Origin of the sequence: Lacrimispora struthionigena, from assembly GCF_048627165.1 — a bacterium.
Classification (GTDB): domain Bacteria; phylum Bacillota; class Clostridia; order Lachnospirales; family Lachnospiraceae; genus Lacrimispora.
This window is the reverse complement of the sequence record NZ_JBMBWP010000001.1, coordinates 1897817-1916503: the sequence shown is the minus strand read 5'-3', so window position 1 is coordinate 1916503 and position 18687 is coordinate 1897817. Positions and strand designations below refer to the sequence as shown.

The following is an 18687-nucleotide window of genomic DNA, read 5'->3' as shown; positions in this document are numbered from 1 at the left end:
CCTTTGGACATAGAGGGATACCCGAAGGGTGTTTCCTTATTATTGTCCATGTTCTTTGGACATAGAGGGATACCCGAAGGGTGTTTCCATATTATTGTCCATGTTCTTTGGACACAGAGGATGTCCGCTTATTGTCCACGCAGCTTCAATATTCCGTGATAGGCTGCCACCTGCTCCGCAGCTTTCTTAGTTCTTCCAGTTCCCTGTCCAATAATTGTATCCCCGATTTTAACCTGGGTCTCAAATATCTTATTATGATCCGGGCCTTCCTCCTTTAAGAGCTCATACGTTAACGCCTCTTCTGTCTGGCTTTGTACAATCTCCTGCAAGATAGTCTTGCTATCAAAAAAGAGCTGCTTATGTTCCAGATCATTCATAATGAAACGAAGGATAAACTCTTTTGCATTAGCAAAACCACCATCCAGATAAATGGCTCCTATCAGTGCTTCCATTGCATCCGAAACAATTGAAGCTCTCCCTCTTCCCCCTGTTGCTTCCTCTCCCCTGCCTAGAAGGAGATATTCCCCAAGCTTTATCACTTCTGCACAATAAGCAAGGGTGGGCTCACAAACAATACTGGCACGAATTTTTGTCAAATCCCCCTCTGGCTTTTGTGGATATTTATGATACAGACAATCACTGGACACTACTTCCAGCACCGAATCACCTAAGAATTCAAGTCTCTCATTGCATTCTGTTTTATTCAGTCGGTGTTCATTGGCATAAGAGCTGTGGGTCATGGCCTGTGTCATAAGATGCTTGTCCGAAAAACGATAACCGATCCGTTCTTCCAGTTCTTTCATACTTCTGCTCATCTCATTCCTCTTTCCTGGTGTTCCTTATTATTGTCCACGTACTTTGGACATAGAGGGGTACCCGATTACCCCCTATTATGAAAGAAGGTGCTGCGGTCAGACCAAACGATCCTAGCAGCACCCACATCTATTAATTTAATGCATTCTTGACCTGTTCTACTGCGTCGCTGACACTTACGATGTTCTCTGCCACTTCAGTTGGAATCTCAATATCAAATTCCTCTTCAATGCCCATAACGATCTGAAACACATCAAGGGAGTCAGCACCCAGGTCATCCACGAATGTGGAGTTCATAGTAACTTCCTCCGGTTCAATATTTAATACCTCTGCAATTATTTTCTGTAATTTTTCGAATTCCATTTGTTTTCCTTCCTCTCTCCTATTCTTGATTTTCTTTCATTTTAAGACTTTCTCTTATCTTATCATTAATTCCCTGTTCTTTGAAGGTTACGCATTGAAGTATGGAGTTTTTTATTTCTGCTGCTTTTGAGTTACCATGAGTCTTTACCACAAGACCATTCAGTCCTAGCAGCGGAGCGCCGCCATAACGGGATGAATCAAATGATTTTAAAGTCTCTTTTAAAGCAGGTTTTACAAGCAGAGCACCGATTTTGCTCCTGAAACTACCCATCATACCACTCTTTACCTTGTTAATCAAGGTCGCGCCCACTCCCTCATACAACTTCAGGATTACATTGCCCACAAATGCCTCACATACTATGACATCTGCACCGCCATGCGGAATCTCTCTGGCCTCAATGCTTCCGGTAAAATGAATATCCTTACAATCCTTTAACAGCGGAAATGTCTCTTTCACTAGCGCATTTCCCTTTTCTTCCTCTGCGCCGATGTTGACAATGGCAACTGTTGGATTCTTAATGCCTACAACATGCTCCATATATAAGGAGCCCATTTGGGCAAACTGTACCAGATGAGAGGGTCTGGCATCCACATTAGCGCCGCAGTCTATCAGCAGGGAAACGCCTTTTTCTGTTGGAATAAGGGGTGCAAGCGGTGGTCTTTCTACACCCTTGATCCGTCCGACTATCACCTGTCCGCCAACCAGTATGGCGCCTGAGCTACCGGCCGATACAAATGCATCCGCCTCTTTTTGTTTTACCAGATTCATTCCCACAACGATGGAAGAATCTTTCTTCTTACGTATGGCGTTAACCGGAGGTTCTTCCGTCTCGATTACCTCTGTCGCATTCACAATCTGTATCTGATCCTTATTAAATGTGTATTTTGCAAGTTCATCAGATATCATCTGTTCCTGCCCTACTAAGAGAACCCGGATCTCTTTATTCGCGTTTACCGCCTCTACGGCACCTGCTACCGTCTGTACTGGTGCATAGTCACCGCCCATGGCATCCACAGCTACTTTTATCATCATGATTCCCCTTTCAAGTGTTTCCTAAGATAATCTATTACATAATATACTAAATATTATACTATAAATCAATAATAAATTTAGAAATTTAAAAGCAGATAAAACAGCCTTAGCTGACCAGCTTTTTCTCAACCTTTTTTATAACGTAAACATAAGATATTCCAGTGAACAATGCAGCGCTCAGCCAGGCTGCAGGGTCACAGGCACAGGCAAGCGGGAAGCTCACAAACCTTATTGCAAGGGTAGCCGTAACCAATCTGGCTGCCAGTTCCACTACGCCGCCCAGCATGGGAAGTAATCCATATCCACATCCCTGCATGGTATTTCGGAAAATAAAGATAGTTCCCAGAGGAATGTAAAAAGAGGCGCATAGATAACTGTAGGTTTTTGCCCATGGAAGAATCTCCGCCAGATCTACATTACCGGAGAAGAACAGCCTTAGGGCAAAAGGAAGTCCCAGAATCACAATAACGGAGCATAGAACGGCATAGATTACTTCAGTTGTAAGTGCAAGACGCACTCCCTGTTTGATTCTTCCAATATCACCTTTCCCATAGTTTTGTCCCGAATAAGTAGCCATGGTTTGTCCCATTGCCATCATTCCCTGAATCACCATACTTTGAAATTTATTGGCTGCTGTATTGGATGCAACTGCTACGGAACCGAATAAATTGACTGCAGACTGCATAATCATCGTTCCCGAAGCGGTGATTCCAAACTGAAGAGCCATGGGAATCCCCACAGACAGCTGGATCTTCGTATCATAACCATGCAGCTTCCAGTGATGCTTTTCCGGTGTGAGAACAGGTACCTTTTTTGTAATATAAATAATACATAAAAAAGCGGATATTCCCTGAGATACATTGGTTGCCCATGCAGCACCCGCGACTCCCATCTTAAAATTAATAACAAAAATCAAATCCAACACAATATTTAAGCAGGCGGATAGCACCAAAAATATAAGCGGTATCCGGCTGTTACCCACAGAACGAAGAAAGGATGAGAACAGGTTATAAAATACATTTGCAAAGATCCCTATGCAAATAATAGAGATATAAGTATAAGCATCTTCCATAATATTCTGGGGGGTATTCATAATTTTTAATAGTGTTCTCATGAATGTCAGACTGATGAAGGTCATAAATACTATAACAAATAATGACAGTAAAATTCCATTTGCCACTGACCGCTTCGTACCGTTTTCATCCCCAGCCCCAAACCTCTGACTGGTAAGAACTGTAAATCCCGTACTCATTCCCTGTGAAAAACCAATTACCAGGAACATGATGGTACCTGTCGATCCCACAGCTGCCAATGCATCCGCTCCAACGAAACGACCTACAATAATAGTATCCACCATATTATAAAACTGCTGAAAAATATTTCCGATTAATAGCGGAAGTGTAAATTTTAAAATGATGGGAAGAGGATTTCCTCTCGTCATGTCGGTCTCCATAAGCCTTCACCCTTTGCTGTTTTATTATTCTGCCATACTTTACCATGCGGCACAGACGTATTTTACCATGTTCTCAACCACTTGTCACGATTCTTTTCAAACAGTTTTATCTTTCGTTCTGATTTTAATGCAAAAAATCTGCTGCCAGAAACCGGTTCATCAGGGAATCTGGCAGCAGACTGTATCTGTAAAATTTATTCTTTTGTAACTAATCCGTTTACATTTTCAGATGTAACCAGCTCATTATCCAGAATAACATATTTCTCTACGTTCTTTCCATCCAGATAATCATAAGCGGTTTTTAATATTGCTTTACCAAGGAAGAATGGGGGCTCTGCAATGGTTGCTTCAACTTTTCCAGCCTTAATTGCCTCAATGGTGTCATCAATGGCATCACAGCCGATCATAGTGATTTCATCTAAACGTCCGGCTGCTTCAATTGCTTCTAACGCTCCAAGAAGCATTTCATCATTTGCAGCATACAATCCGTCAATATGATCATTTGCCTGTAAAATATTCTCCATTACACTCATTCCCTTTGCACGGTCAAAATCCGCCACCTGGCATGCCACAATTTTCATATCTGGATTCTGGCTTATGATTTCATTAAAACCTTTGGAACGGTTCTGAGCCACATTGGTGCCCATAATTCCCTGAAGTTCTACAATATTTCCCTTTCCGCCAAGAGTATCCGCCAGATACTGTCCTGCCAGCTTTCCTGATTTAATGGCATCATATCCAATATGAGATACTACTTCTCCTCCACTGGCTTCCCTGTCCATGGTGAGAACCGGAATTCCGGCTTTATTGCAATCCTCAATAGATGAGACTATGGCATCTGAGTCACAGGTATCAATAATAATGCAATCAGGTTTCTTTGTAATTAAGTTTTCCACATCCTTCATCTGGATAGCCGGATCATCCTGGGCATCTGTAATGTATAATTCCACGCCCAGCTCATCAGCAGCTTTTTGTACCCCATCCTTTACATCCACAAAAAATGGATTGGTCTGTGTGTTCATTGCAAGTCCTATTACATATTTTTTCTTGACTCCTGTATCCGTTTTTGCTGTTGTCTCTTCTGACTTTGTTACAGCAGTTTCTGTCTGAGTTGTCTCCTTCGCAGTCTCCGTAGCTGCTTTTGTACTGCAACCAGCAATCGAACATACAACAAATCCTGCCATTATTGTAGCTGCAATTCTTTTTTTCATCATAATTCTGCCCTTCCCTTCTCAAATACATTAAAATAGTTTCTATTTATTCCGCTTTTGCGGATAAATCCTTGACTTTTTTATCCACCAATACAGCAATCAGTACCACAGATCCTTTTACAATGCTGGTTGCATGAGGATTGACGTTCATCAGCGTAAGGATGTTATCGATAATTCCCATAATCATGGCACCCACCACGGTAGGAAGTACAAATCCGGTTCCTCCGCTTAAGCTGGTTCCGCCAAGGATAACCGCTGCAATTGCATCCATTTCAATTCCCTGCCCGCTGGTGGATTGCGCCGATCCAAGCCTGGCTGTCAGTACAACGGCGGCGATTCCGCTTAATAATCCATTCATGATGTAAGCGGTCCATTCTGTCCTTTTTACTGAAATTCCTGACAGGCGGGCGGCTTCCCGGTTTCCTCCAAGAGCATAGATGCTTCTTCCAAAGGGGGTTTGTGTCAATATGTAATGTGCTGCCAGAAAAAGTAATATGAGAATGATCACAGGTACCGGCACTCCTAAGACAGAACCCTTTCCAATAAATTTATAGACCTCAGACTTTACCGGAATAGGGGAACCTTTCGTATAAATTAAAACACAGCCCCGAAGCAAAGTCATGGTACCCAGTGTTGCAATAAATGGAGGAATTCCGCAGTGAGAGATAAAGAACCCGTTGGCAGTCCCACAAACAGTGCCAATGACCAATGCTGTGGCTACAGCCAGGAATGTGTTTCCGGTGGAAGCCAGTACCCCTGAAGCAACCACGCCGGAAAGTCCAAGTATCGAACCAACGGATAAGTCAATTCCTCCGGTCAGTATTACGAAAGTCATTCCGCATCCAATAATACCGGCAACAGTAACCTGTTTAAATACATTAAAAAGATTGGATATATTTAAAAAGCTTTTTGACAAAAATGCAGCAAACAGGCATATGATCAGCAGTATTAAAACCGAACGGTAAATATTAATCTGATTAATCAATTGTTTCTTAGCTTTTTCATTCATTTTCTCTCACCCCTCCAGATGCATGTGCTAGAATTATTTCCTGATTCATGTCTTCGCCTGAAATTTCCAATACCATACGTCCTTCCCTCATTACAATGACACGGTCACTGACCCCAATCAGTTCGGGTAAATCAGTGGAGATCATAAGAATACTTTTTCCTTTTTGAGTCAGCTGGTTTATAATTGCATATATTTCCGCTTTCGCCCCCACATCCACGCCTCTTGTCGGTTCGTTCAGGATGAGAATATCGGAATCTGCCTCCAGTACCTTTGCAAAAACAATCTTCTGCTGATTGCCTCCGCTCAGTTTACCAGCCAGCTGGGAAGCTGAACTAATCCGGATGTTCAGCGATTGAACCTGCTGGTTTACCCGTTCTGTTTCCAGTCTGGTATTTAAATGAATTCCTTTTGTAAGCTTCTTTAAGGAAGAGATGGAAATATTCTCCCGGATGCTTCTTATTAATATCAGTCCTTCCTGCTTCCTGTCATCAGAAACAAAACCAATTCCGGCTTTCAGCGCTTTTACAGGTGCTGAGCAGTCTTTTTTTACCCCTTTGACGAAGACTTCTCCGCTTTCTATTGGTATGGCACCGTATAATAGCTTTGATAATTCAATGGTTCCTGATCCCAGTAGACCGGTTATGCCAAGTATCTCACCTTTATGAAGTTTCAGGCTCATATCATGTACATTCCGGCTGTTAATCTCTTTTGCTTCAAACACCACTTCCTGCTCCTTGTAATTACGGACAGGATATAGATTAGAAACGTTTCTGCCTACCATCATGGACACGACATCATCATAATCTGTCTCATTTATTTGTTTGGAAGCCACATATCTGCCATCCCGAAATACTGTCAGCCGGTCTGATATCTTAAAAATCTCATCCATACGGTGAGATATATAGATAATGGCAATTCCTTTCTTTTTCAGTTCTTCAATAATCCCAAACAATATTTTTATTTCTTCCTCGGAAAGCGCAGCAGTTGGTTCATCCATTATAATGATTTTGGCGCCTATGGTAAGGCATTTTGCGATTTCTGTCATCTGCGCTTCAGCAACGGAAAGATTCTTCACTTTTGTTTTTGAACTGAATTTCAGACCCAGATGGTTTAAATTATCCTGTGCTTCCGCAAACAGCTTATCCCAATCCACTTTCTGAAAGCGGTTTACAGGAAGCCTTCCAAGATACATATTTTCAGCCACCGATAATTCCGGCACCATATTAAATTCCTGATAAATCATGGCGATTCCTGATTTTTCTGCTTCCCTGGCAGAGTGAAATACCACCTTTTCCCCATTTAAGTACATGGCACCGGATGTATATGGCTGAGCTCCTGCAATAATTTTCATCAAAGTCGATTTTCCTGCTCCGTTTTCTCCGCACAGAGCATGAACCTCACCCTCATATAGTTCCAGATGTACTCCGTCAAGAGCTTTTACACCAGGAAAAGTCTTAACGATTGATTCCAGTTTTAATACTAACCTTCCTCCCATTTAAATTCCCCTTCTCCTCGACGGATCTTAATATGCACAGCCTGAGATCAGTATTACATTGGTATAACCTGTAAACTCACCTGTGAGAATAATTGCCTTTGCTCCTTCTGTCATTTTCTTTAATTCCGTGTGAGGGACATACTCCACAGGTATTCCTGCCGGCAAAAGAGCCAGTGCTTCTTTATGTAATTCCCCGCTTACCATAAGAGCTTCCTGGGCAAAAACTGCCTTCTCGGTTATCATATATTTTTCAATTTCTTCCAACACCTCTAAATAACCCGGATTTCCCTGTTTCCAGCCTAAGTCGACCCGTTCCACTCCCTTTGGTACAGGAAGTCCGGCATCTGCTATTACCAGCATATCCATATGTCTGATCTCTGCCATAATTCTTGATAACTGCGGATGTAAAATTCCAGTCTTTAACATGACTGCTCCTCCATTTCATGGGATTTGATAAATGCATCGATTTCTGACCGTTCAGGCATGGCAGGGGTGGTTCCAATCCTCTGTACAGAAATAGCTGCCAGTGCATTGGCAAATTTTGCTGCCTCCCATAAATCTTTTCCTTCAGCCAAAGCTGCTGCAAGACCCCCGTTAAATGCGTCCCCTGCTCCGGTGGTATCTACTGCATCTACCTGATAGGCAGGTAATAATCCCCTTCTTTTTCCGGCTGCAATATATACACCTTTGCTTCCCATTGTAATGAGCACATTTTTTACTCCCTTATTTAGAAAATAATCCGCTGCTTTCCCGGCACTCTCTTCTTCTGTTACTGATATGCCAGATAATATTGAAGCTTCTACTTCATTGGGAGTAATGAGTTCCACCCGATTTAAAATATCATCACTGACAGGCTGTACCGGAGCTGTATTTAAAATGATTTTAACTCCTTTGTCATACGCCATTTCTACTGCTTTCCTAACGGAAGAAACATTGGTTTCCAGCTGAATCAGCAGATAATCTGACTGGTCCAGAAGATCGGAAACAGATTCCACTTCCTCATCAGAAATCGTATCACATGCACCCAGAATTACGGCGATTTCATTCTGACTGGTATTTTCATCTACCATGATTAAAGCAGTGCCCGTTTCTGCGTGTTCACTGGAAAACACCCGTTTTGTATCCATACCCAGTCTGGTCATGGTTTCAATGGCAAGATCGGCAAAGGTATCCTTACCAACCTTCGTCACCATTGTTACGTCTGCACCTGCCTTATGGGCAGCTACCGCCTGGTTAAATCCCTTTCCTCCCGGCCCCATTTTAAATAAGCTTCCTTTTACCGTTTCCCCTGGCACCGGCAGATGAGGGCATCTTCCCATTAAATCCACGACGAAACTTCCAAATACCGTTATTTTTTTTCCCATAAGCTTCTCCTTTTTTTACAGAAGTGCAATTCCATTCCCGGTACCAATCCGGTCTGCTCCTGCTAAAATCATTGCCTCAGCCTCTTTTGGTGTACGGATCCCGCCGCTGGCTTTCACTTTCATTTTTTCTCCCACGGTCTTTTTCATAAGGGCTACATCTTCTGCTACTGCTCCTCCGGTGCTAAATCCTGTGGATGTTTTCACATAATGGGCACCCGCCTCCATAGAAAGTTCGCAGACCTTTACAATCTCCTCCTTCGTCAAAAGGCAGTTTTCCAGTATTACTTTCACTAATTTTCCCTGGCATGCATCAACTACCGCGCTGATATCATCTCTGACCAGATCATAATTCTTATCCTTTAATGCTCCAATGTTAATAACCATATCCACTTCATCTGCTCCTGCTTTTACTGCCTCTGATGCTTCAAAAGCTTTGGCAGATGTGAGCATGGCTCCTAATGGGAAACCTACGACACAACACACTGAAACGCTGCTATCCTTTAGTTCCTGGGCTGCCAGAGGTACGTAACAGGAATTTACACAGACAGACGCGAATTCATATTCTTTTGCCTCCTGGCAATATCTCCTGATGATTTCTGCCCCGGCATCTGCCTTCAGCATTGTATGGTCAATCATGTTTGCTATACTCATATCCATCCTCCATTATTATGATATTCAATATGTAACCGGTTACATATTTGAGTAAAAATAAACTGCCCTACTGCAGCTTATTTATCTTTTCTGAACCGCGCAGCACCATCTGGTATGGAACAAAAACCTTGCGGCCAGAGCTTTGACTTTCCTTACGGGTCAGTTTGTCAATCAGCATTTCCATTGCCTGATATCCCTGCTTCCTTGCATCCCGGTCAATGGTTGAAAGACTGTAATCAATGATTTTAAGAGATTCAATCTGATCAAAGCCTACTATGGAAATATCCCTGCCAATTTTCAGCTTATGCTCTGTTAGATATTTGAGTACACCCAGGCTGGTCTGGTTGTTGGAAGCAAATATAGCAGTTGGTGGATCCGCAAGTTCCAGTAATTCCTTCGTCCGTTCATAAGCCTTCATGATCTTAAAATCGCCTGATACCATATAATCCTCTCTTAGCCCGATCCCGTAATCCCTAAGAGCTGACTTGTACCCCTTCAGACGGTCTTTTCCAGGCATGGAGGTGTTGGGTCCAGTAATTACTGCAATCTTCTGATGTCCATTCTGAATTAAAGCCTCCACAGCCTTGTATGCGGCATCATGGTTCTCTACAAATACACCATCGAGACTGGAATTTCTAATATTGCGGTCAACTAATACAACGGGAATCCCTTTGTTTTCAAATTGGATCAGCTTATCCCTGGTCACCTCATCAAGTTCTGAAATAGGAGTGATTAAAAGCCCTGACAGGCGCTGGCTTTCAGCCATCATAAGGCATTGATGCTCTCTCTCCAGAAGTTCTCCAGTATCAAACAAAACGATATTGTACTGATTATTGGCAGCTCTTTCTCCAATTCCGCTTATAATGCCAGAAAAAAACTCATTGGCAATATCCGGGACAATCACTCCAATACTGGAAGAATCACGTATGCTGAGACTTCTGGCTATGGCATTGGGTACGTAATCTGCTTCCTGTATTGCTTCTAACACTTTGCGCTTTGTTTCCTCTTTCACATATCCGGATTCATTAATGACTCTGGAAACAGTTGCGGAAGAAACGCCTGCTTTTCTTGCTATATCCCGTATGTTCATTTCAAACTCTCCTTATGTAACCGGTTACATGTATGATATTAACATAAAAATCATATAAAGTAAAGCCTTTATATAAAATTTAAACAACAAATATATCTACAACTCTGTGTGACATATAACTATAAACACAAATACGGACTATCAGCTTCTTTTGATAGTCCGTATTTGACCGTGGAATCTAGATCTCTGCCGTCAACTTCACCGGCTTACATCCCATAAGCTGTATGCTTGTTTCATCTGGTTGGCTAAAGCCTGCATATAATTCGACGTGGTTTCCGTCTTTAACATACTCCCCATTTTCATTTACAACCATAAAAGCCCGCTGATCCAACTTTATTTTTACACTCTTTTTCTCCCCACAATTCAGTGCCACCCTTTTAAATCCGCAAAGTCTGGGATGCAGGGGTGCAAATTCTGAATCCATAACTTTTACATAAACCTGAATAACCTCTTCAATCGCTCTGTCTCCCACATTCTCAACGACAGCCTCAATTTCCATTTCTTCCATGCTTAAATTAGCATCACATACTTTGGCCCGACCATAAGTCAAACCATACCCAAAAGGATACTGTGGCTTACTTTCCAAATAACGGTATGTTCTGTTCTTCATGGAATAATCTGTAAATTCAGGCAGATCGGATTCCGGATCATAGAATGTCACGCATAATTTACCCGATGGAGAATAAAGGCCGAATAAAAGCTCTGCAAACGCCTTTCCTCCTCTTGCACCCGGATACCATGCCTGTATAATAGCGTCATAATTCTCTTTGGCAATGCTTAAATCAATATCACTGCCTGCCATCATACACAGCACAACCGGAGTACCGGTATGAGACAATGCTTCCATTAATTTTCTCTGAGACTCAGGAAGCAGTAATGATTCCTTATCTCCAGAAGCATACTGATTGCCCTGATCGCCTTCTTCTCCTTCCAGGAGTTCATTAAGTCCCAGACAGAGAACAACCACATCGCTATGCTCAGCTACAATCACAGCCTCTGAGATACGGTCATGATCAAATGCCAGAGCTTCCGTCTTAGGATTGCTGATATTGCAGCCATCTGAATAGAGAACCCTGATCTCATCTTTCGCAAACGCTTTTATCCCTTCCAGAATTGTAATGTATTCCGAAGAAGTTCCATGATAATTACCAATAAGAGAAGCTCTGCTGTTTGCATTGGGCCCAATTACCCCGATTGTTTTTACCGCTTCCTTATCCAGAGGCAGAATCCCGTTATTCTTTAACAGAACCATACTCTCTCTGGCGGCACGTTCTGAAAGCTCCAGATGCTTCTTACACTCCACTTTTTCATAAGGAATGGAATCAAATTCATTGTCATCAAACAATCCCAGTAAGTATCTGGTTGTAAACAGACGTGTACAGGATTCTGTAATTGTCTCCTCACTTACCAGCCCGTGTTCGTAGGCATTTAATATATGAAGATAGGTATTACCGCAGTTTAAATCACAGCCTGCATTGATTGCCATGGCTGCAGATGTCTTTGCATCAGGACTGATTAAATGGCGTTCATGAAAATCACGGATTGCCCAGCAGTCAGAAACGTAATGTCCCTCAAATCCCCATTCCCCTCTTAGAATATCCTGCATCAGGGTTTTGCTGGCACAACAGGCTTCTCCATTGGTCCGGTTATAAGCTCCCATAACTGCTTCCGATTTTCCTTCTTTTACTGCAGCTTCAAATGCAGGCAGATAGGTCTCTCTTAAATCCTTGGGGGAAACTTCTGCATTAAATTCATGACGAAGTGCTTCCGGTCCTGAATGAACAGCAAAATGTTTCACACAGGCAGCTGCCTTCATGGTCTCTTTCTCACCCTGAAGTCCTTTTATATAGGAAACCCCCAGCCTGCTGCTTAAATACGGGTCTTCCCCGTAGGTTTCCTGTCCTCTGCCCCATCTGGGGTCCCGGAATATGTTTACGTTTGGAGACCAGAATGTCAGTCCTTTATAGATATCCCTGTCATCCTGCTTTGTAAATGCATTGTATTTGGCTCTTCCTTCTTCTGCTATGACCTCTGCAATTTCATGCACCAGGTCTTCATCAAAAGCAGCAGCTAAACCAATGGCCTGAGGAAAACTGGTTGCTGTCCCGGCTCTTGCTACACCATGAAGCGCTTCATTCCACCAATTATAAGCTGGTATATTAAGTCTGCGTATAGGCGGTGCATCATATCGCAACTGGCTTGCCTTCTCTTCTAATGTCATGTTTGCTACTAACTGTTCCGCTCTTTTTCGCGCTTCTTTCCGATTCACTTGTCTTTCCTCCTGAAAAATGATGTCTTATCCCTTTACTGCTCCTGTTGTAAGTCCGTCTACAATCTGGTTGCTGAAAATGCTGTAAACGATAATTGTGGGTGCAATTGCTATGATAATTGCCGCAAACATCTGTACATAGTTTGTAGCATAGGGACCTACGAAATAAGTCAGAGTAACGGGAAGTGTTTTTTTAGCTACGTCAGATATAAATACCATTGCCAGCAACAGCTCATTCCAGTTGCCGACGAAGGTCATAATACCTGCCACGAACATCCCCACTCTGGAGAGAGGTAATGCGATTCTGATAAAGCAGCCATAGATGGAACAGCCGTCAATACACGCTGCTTCAAATATCTCACCTGGCATGCTTTTAAAGAATCCTGTCATTAAAAATATGGTCATTGGAAGTGAAAACGTAATATATGGAATAATCAGTCCAATGAGCTGATTGGTCAGATGCCAGTTGGAAAAGCGGACAAAAAGCGGGATCAGAACACAATGTACCGGTACCATCATTCCAATCAGAAAATACTGCATCATGTATTTAAGAAAGCCCAGTCTCATTCTGGCGATGGCAAAAGCCGCCATAGCTCCGATCAGTAAACTGATGATCAATGCGGAAGTACACACAATTAAAGAGTTTAAAGTCGCCACTCCTAACTGCCCGTTGACCCATGCAAATATGTAGTTGCCCAGCTGTAGAACACTGGGAGGCGAAAATGGTGAGGTCATGACTTCCCTGTTGGATTTTAAAGAAACACTCAGCATCCAGACCAGCGGAAGTAAATAAACAAGAGCAAGGGCAAGCAGGAATGCATATAAAAGCACACCGGCTACAGTGATCTTTTTCTTTTTTTTCTGGTTATCTTCTATTTTCATTGTTTCCCTCCCCCTAAGACTCGTACGTCTCAACTTTTATGCATTTACTAATGAGGAATGTGGTAAAAAGGCATAAAATGAGCAATATTATGGAAATGGCACTGGCATAACCATATTTATAATACTTAAATCCCTGTGTATATAAATGGGTTGCAAGCACATCCGTACGATGGTTTGGTCCCTCCCTGAGTCATATTATAAATCAGGTCGAAAAATTTAAGAGAACCAATGCAGTTCAAAGAAAGAGTTGTAATCAGCATAGGCTTGATTAACGGTAATGTTATAAAACGGAACGACTGTCCTCTGGAAGCCCCGTCAATGTAAGAAGCTTCATAGATGTCTCTTGATATCCCACTGATCTGAGCCATATAAAGCATCATATTCTGTCCAACGTACTGCCACAAAGCAACACAACCGATCACCCACATAGGAAGAGGGATGAATCCTTTGGTGTCAAAAAGCCAGTTGGGCCCCTGAATACCAAATGTGCTCAAAAGATTATTAATTCCTATTTTAGGATTAAAAAGAAACGCCCATAAAAGACCAAGCGCAGCTGATGAAAGTACACAGGGAAGGTAGTAAATATTTTTAAATAAGTTCCTGCCTGCCTTAATATTGGTCAGTAGAACCGCCAGGAATAAACCAACGATCTGCTGGGTCACACCAGAGAAAAGCATAAAAAATATGGAGTTTTTCAAAGCGATTTTCATGGTCTCATCACTGGTGAATAAATCGATATAATTTTTCAATCCGACAAAATCCGGTTTCGTCAGTCCCGTATAATTACACAGGGAATAATAGATAACCTGGATAATCGGAACAAATAAAATCAGAGTAAATAAAAGGAATGCCGGCGCAATAAAAATAAAAGCCGCTTTTCTATCCTCCAATAGCCTGTTCATATGGCTGCCTCTCTTTCTATAATGAGGGTATGCAAAGGCGTTTATGCTTCGCATACCCTCATCATTCTGTCAATTATTTTTTCCAGACGTTTTTATTATAGAAATCCTGTACTTTCTGAAGTGCCTGCTGTGGTTCTGCATTACCGAGGAATACATCTACCATGGCTGCATCAAAGGTATCTCCTGCTTCTACGCTTGCCAGTGATTCATTATAAAATCCTAATGTACCAGTTACGTTCTTTAAGATATCGTTGATATAAGCAAACTGCTTTGGAGCTTTGTCATAGTCAATTGACACTTTGGTAACCGGAATCTTGCCAGCTACTTCTGCGGTATATTTCTGAGCAGTGTCATCGGTGAACATCTTCATAAGTGCAAGGGCTGCTTCTTTATGCTTTGTGGTTGAACTCATAACAAGATTATCTGTTTTTACGATCATACGGTTTGGATCTGAGCCGCCCTCAATAGCCGGGAACTGGAATACGCCGCATTTGCCTTCAAATTCCGGATTGTTTCCATTGATCTGAGCAATTGCCCATGATCCCTGTACCAGCATGGCTGCGTCTCCATTGTAGAAGTTTGCAGTTGCCTGATCATTGGAATCTCCAGCTGCAGTGTCCTGGAAATACTGGGAAAGTTCTTTTAATTTCGTTGCTGCATCAACAAATGTCTTACTGGTCCATTCAATCTTGCCTGCATTTACATCAACCAGATTATCCGGTCCGCCTTCACGGTCACAGAGATAACCGGCTATCATGGAAAGGCACCATGCAGTACCTGCAGAACAGGAAATTGGTGTATAACCAGCTTCTTTGATTTTTTTACATGCTGCAAGCAGTTCGTCATAGGTCTTTGGCACCTCAACTCCTGCCTTTTTAAAGATGTCTGTATTATAGAATACACAGGCAGCTGCAAAGTTGGTAGGAATTGCCATTATCTTTCCGTCATATGTAATACGTTCAAAAATACCATCTGTAAAATTACCATACCACTGCGATTCCTGGTTTTTCAAAATATCGGTCAAATCTGCTGCTGCACCAGATTCCACATACTGAGTCAGATTAGGACCTGGATTGCAGATAAATACATCAGGTGTATTGCCTGAAGTAACCAACGCATTTAGTTTTGTCGGGTATTCCTCCAGATTCGTTGTAACCACGTTGCAGTAATATTTCCCCTTATACTGTTCATTAAACCGGTCTATAACCTGCTTGTACCCCTTGCTGATTAAATCTTCTGTAGCATTTAAATCGTCCCAGAACATCCATGTAATCTGCTCTTCTTTCCCCGTTGCTGTAACAGATCCGGAAGTAGTCTCTGTGGTGGCGCCTGATGATCCAGCACCTCCGCCAGTATCTGTAGATACTGAACATCCTGAAAGTGACCCCAATACAAGTGCAGCTGCCAAAAAACCCGAAACAAATCTCTTTACCATACCTTTCCTCCTTAACAATCTTCGCATTATTTGAAGCAATTATGATATGTATTAACTCTATCAGAATTTTGTCCGTTTTTCTTTATAATTATTGCCTGTCTATTATCAAATATTGCTATTTGTAAATTTTATACATACTTTGCTTTTGAACGTAATATACATAATACACTTTTTTAACCAGGCTTTTTTGTGTTATTTAACTACCATAAAATTAAAATATGCCTATTTCACTATTTTATATTGATATTTATTGTAGTATATTTTATAATTTTTACAAACAACAAAAGCAATTATTCATTATCATTAATATTATGGGGAGGTTTTACTTTGATTGAAAATCTGAAAGGTACTCATGAGACTGTAAATTATAAAGAATATACCAATATCCGCCTATATGACAACACCCAGGCAGAAGACTATCCTTCCCACTGGCATACTCCCCTTGAAATTATTATGCCTCTTACAGGCAAATACACCATCGTTTTAAGCACTCACACCATTGAATTAAAACCGGGTGATATTATTTTGATCTGTCCGGGAGTCATTCACGCCTTGAAAGCGCCCAAATCAGGACGGCGGATTATATTTCAGGCTGAGCTTCCCATGTTTCATGAAATCAAAGAGCTGGAATCCATACTTACGCTTTTAAATCCTACGTTCCTTGTTACACCGGAACTTTATCCCTCTGTCCATGACCAGCTCCATCAGTATATGCTGGAAATTTTAGAAGAATACAGGAAGGACATGCCTCTCACAGAAACAAAGATTTACTCAAGGCTTCTGGAAATGTTTGCTCTGATTGGGCGAAACCATACCCAGCAGGTCAGTTCTCTTGATATAGGCAACATTCAGCAAAAAAAATATGCAGAGAAATTCATTTACATCTGCAATTATATCAGCAGCCACTGCACAGAGGAATTAACCTTAGAGGAAGTTGCATCCCTCCTTGGCTTCAGCAAATATCATTTTTCCAGGCTGTTTAAACAATTTGCAAATATATCATTTTATAAATATGTCAATAAAAAGCGGATAGCTGTTGCCGAAACGCTGCTGATTAATCCTCAGCTTTCTGTCACTGAAGTAGCACTGCGCTCCGGCTTTTCCAGCCCCTCCGCCTTTATACGTATGTTCAAAATCATTAAATCCTGTACACCTACGGAATTCCGCCAGATGTATATACAGAATTAATCAAAAAAGTGGACATGAAGCGGTCCAAAAACTGCGAAATGGTCAGAAGCTTCATGTACGGAAGAAGCATATACCCCTACAGTGCAGCCGGTGAATCCACCGGCTTTTTGTGAACAGAGATCCCCTATATGGAAGGGCTGACCTGCGATCTGATTATCAATTTCAACAGACATTGTCTGGTCATGCCCCAACAGCTTAATTTCATGAATCCTGCCGGTTACTTCTGTTCTGCCTTTCTCCTCCCAATCATCCCCTTTTCGAATGATCGTTACCGCTTCCAGCTGTCCTTCTCTTTCACAAATGACAACTTTTACATAATGGGTTTCATTGTAAAAATAAACAAGCCCCGCTTCCTCCGCTCCTTTTGGCTCAGACTCTATGGTTACCTGGATATGGAAAGTTCTGGATAAAAGCCGGATCCCTACATAGGCAGGAACGGACAAATCTTCTATGGTTACAGGGAGGTAAGGAAGTTGCAGGCTGCCGGCTCCGGTGATTTTTAGAGGCAGCCGGGATGGGTGATCTCTTAAACCAATAAAGCGCATATCAAGGGGATCTGTCCACTTCATATCGGACTCAGACGGTAAAACCTCTTGCTCTTTATCCGAAGAGGAAACCTCTAGGCACTCAGGCACCTTTCCCAAACCGGGACTCACCACCGGCCAGCCATCTTCCCATATTACATCTGTAAGAAATGTCTCTCTGCCTAATTCAGCACAACCATTTAAGGGTCTTGTACCAAGCATCACCATAAACCATTTTTTATCCGGAGTCTCAATCAGATCTCCATGCCCGATACACTGAACCGGGTAATTATGTCCCAAATGGCGGTGGGTTAAAATCGGATTATTAGGGCAGGCCTCATAGGGGCCATAAAGACTTTGACTTCGAGCTACCGTTACACTGTGATTAAACTCCGTCCCTCCCTCTGCAAGAAGAAGATAATACATGCCTCCAATTCGGTACAGATGAGGTCCTTCCGCCCATATCGTACGTTTCATGCTTCCATCAAACAATACAACTGGTTGTTTCACCAGCTTTTTCTCCTCTAAGTCAAGCTCCTGAATCCATATCTCACAATCACCGTAATAAGCCGGATGTTCCTTTGTGCGCTGACCGATATAATAGCAGGTATCTTCTTCGAAATACAGACTGGGATCAATTCCTGGCGCATTCTCCAGAAAAACCGGGTCTGACCATGGGCCTTTTGGATCTGTGGCAGTAACATAGAAATTTCCGCCTGCAGATACATTGGTGACAATTACATAGAACAATCCCTTGTGATACCTGATTGTGGGCGCATAAATTCCCTGGGAAACTCTGGCCCCAGTAAGACGAAGCTGCTCCTTCCGTTCCAGAACGTGTCCGATTAAAGTCCAGTTTTTTAAATCACTGCTTTTAAATACAGGGATACCAGGTGCATATGCAAAGGTAGAATGAACCATGTAGTAATCATCAGAAATCCTGCATATGGATGGATCAGGATAAAAGCCTTTTTGTATTGGATTGATTGTATTTACCATGGCAGC

At 42.1% G+C, this 18687-nt stretch carries 17 protein-coding genes; 1 reads left to right on the top strand and 16 read right to left on the bottom strand.

Annotation, left to right across the window (positions count from 1 at the left end; genetic code table 11):
* Positions 1–128: 128 nt before the first annotated feature.
* From rnc to ACOAOT_RS08525, 15 genes are all read right to left on the bottom strand, one after another.
* Entirely contained in the window at positions 129–815 is a 687-nt protein-coding gene (gene rnc, locus ACOAOT_RS08595) for a ribonuclease III (RefSeq protein WP_170823581.1), read from the bottom strand.
* Between the two features lie 130 nt (positions 816–945).
* The gene (gene acpP / locus ACOAOT_RS08590) at positions 946–1176 is read right to left on the bottom strand and encodes an acyl carrier protein (protein WP_104436156.1); all 231 of its coding nucleotides are present in this window, start codon (positions 1174–1176) and stop codon (positions 946–948) included.
* Positions 1177–1195: 19 nt separating this feature from the next.
* Positions 1196–2206: a phosphate acyltransferase PlsX gene (plsX, locus tag ACOAOT_RS08585; RefSeq protein ID WP_420216672.1), complete on the bottom strand. Its 1011-nt coding sequence runs from the start codon at positions 2204–2206 to the stop codon at positions 1196–1198.
* Positions 2207–2315: 109 nt separating this feature from the next.
* On the bottom strand, positions 2316–3650 hold the full coding sequence (locus ACOAOT_RS08580) for an MATE family efflux transporter (protein WP_420216591.1): 1335 nt from the start codon (positions 3648–3650) through the stop codon (positions 2316–2318).
* A 206-nt stretch (positions 3651–3856) separates the two neighbouring features.
* The gene (locus tag ACOAOT_RS08575; protein ID WP_420216671.1) at positions 3857–4873 is read right to left on the bottom strand and encodes a substrate-binding domain-containing protein; all 1017 of its coding nucleotides are present in this window, start codon (positions 4871–4873) and stop codon (positions 3857–3859) included.
* A gap of 46 nt (positions 4874–4919) precedes the next feature.
* A complete protein-coding gene (locus ACOAOT_RS08570; protein ID WP_420216590.1) occupies positions 4920–5882 on the bottom strand; it encodes an ABC transporter permease in 963 nt (320 codons plus the stop codon).
* A complete protein-coding gene (locus ACOAOT_RS08565) occupies positions 5875–7377 on the bottom strand; it encodes a sugar ABC transporter ATP-binding protein (protein WP_420216589.1) in 1503 nt (500 codons plus the stop codon). The genes ACOAOT_RS08570 and ACOAOT_RS08565 overlap by 8 nt, the downstream gene beginning before the upstream one ends.
* Positions 7378–7404: 27 nt before the next feature.
* On the bottom strand, positions 7405–7803 hold the full coding sequence (gene rbsD / locus ACOAOT_RS08560) for a D-ribose pyranase (RefSeq protein WP_420216588.1): 399 nt from the start codon (positions 7801–7803) through the stop codon (positions 7405–7407).
* Positions 7797–8741 carry a ribokinase gene (gene rbsK, locus ACOAOT_RS08555; protein WP_420216587.1) on the bottom strand — a complete coding sequence of 315 codons (945 nt, stop codon included), beginning with the start codon at positions 8739–8741 and terminating at the stop codon, positions 7797–7799. Before rbsK ends, rbsD begins: the two co-directional genes overlap by 7 nt.
* Before the next feature lie 15 nt (positions 8742–8756).
* Entirely contained in the window at positions 8757–9392 is a 636-nt protein-coding gene (gene deoC / locus ACOAOT_RS08550) for a deoxyribose-phosphate aldolase (protein WP_420216586.1), read from the bottom strand.
* Positions 9393–9459: 67 nt separating this feature from the next.
* Positions 9460–10482 carry a LacI family DNA-binding transcriptional regulator gene (locus ACOAOT_RS08545; protein ID WP_420216585.1) on the bottom strand — a complete coding sequence of 341 codons (1023 nt, stop codon included), beginning with the start codon at positions 10480–10482 and terminating at the stop codon, positions 9460–9462.
* 178 nt (positions 10483–10660) lie between these two features.
* Entirely contained in the window at positions 10661–12751 is a 2091-nt protein-coding gene (locus ACOAOT_RS08540; protein WP_420216584.1) for a glycoside hydrolase family 3 C-terminal domain-containing protein, read from the bottom strand.
* Between the two features lie 27 nt (positions 12752–12778).
* Positions 12779–13633, bottom strand: coding sequence for a carbohydrate ABC transporter permease (locus ACOAOT_RS08535; RefSeq protein ID WP_420216583.1), 855 nt, complete (start codon positions 13631–13633; stop codon positions 12779–12781).
* 125 nt (positions 13634–13758) lie between these two features.
* Positions 13759–14535, bottom strand: coding sequence for a carbohydrate ABC transporter permease (locus ACOAOT_RS08530; protein ID WP_420216582.1), 777 nt, complete (start codon positions 14533–14535; stop codon positions 13759–13761).
* A 73-nt stretch (positions 14536–14608) separates the two neighbouring features.
* Positions 14609–15970, bottom strand: a complete 1362-nt coding sequence (locus tag ACOAOT_RS08525) for an ABC transporter substrate-binding protein (protein WP_420216581.1) — start codon at positions 15968–15970, stop codon at positions 14609–14611.
* A 327-nt stretch (positions 15971–16297) separates the two neighbouring features.
* Here ACOAOT_RS08525 and ACOAOT_RS08520 point away from each other — a divergent pair, with 327 nt between their 5' ends.
* Positions 16298–17158, top strand: a complete 861-nt coding sequence (locus ACOAOT_RS08520) for a helix-turn-helix domain-containing protein (RefSeq protein ID WP_420216580.1) — start codon at positions 16298–16300, stop codon at positions 17156–17158.
* On the opposite strand, the gene ACOAOT_RS08515 is transcribed toward ACOAOT_RS08520, so the two are convergent.
* The gene (locus ACOAOT_RS08515) at positions 17155–18681 is read right to left on the bottom strand and encodes a glycoside hydrolase family 43 protein (protein WP_420216579.1); all 1527 of its coding nucleotides are present in this window, start codon (positions 18679–18681) and stop codon (positions 17155–17157) included. The two genes, ACOAOT_RS08520 and ACOAOT_RS08515, sit on opposite strands and share 4 nt — an antisense overlap.
* Positions 18682–18687: the final 6 nt, after the last annotated feature.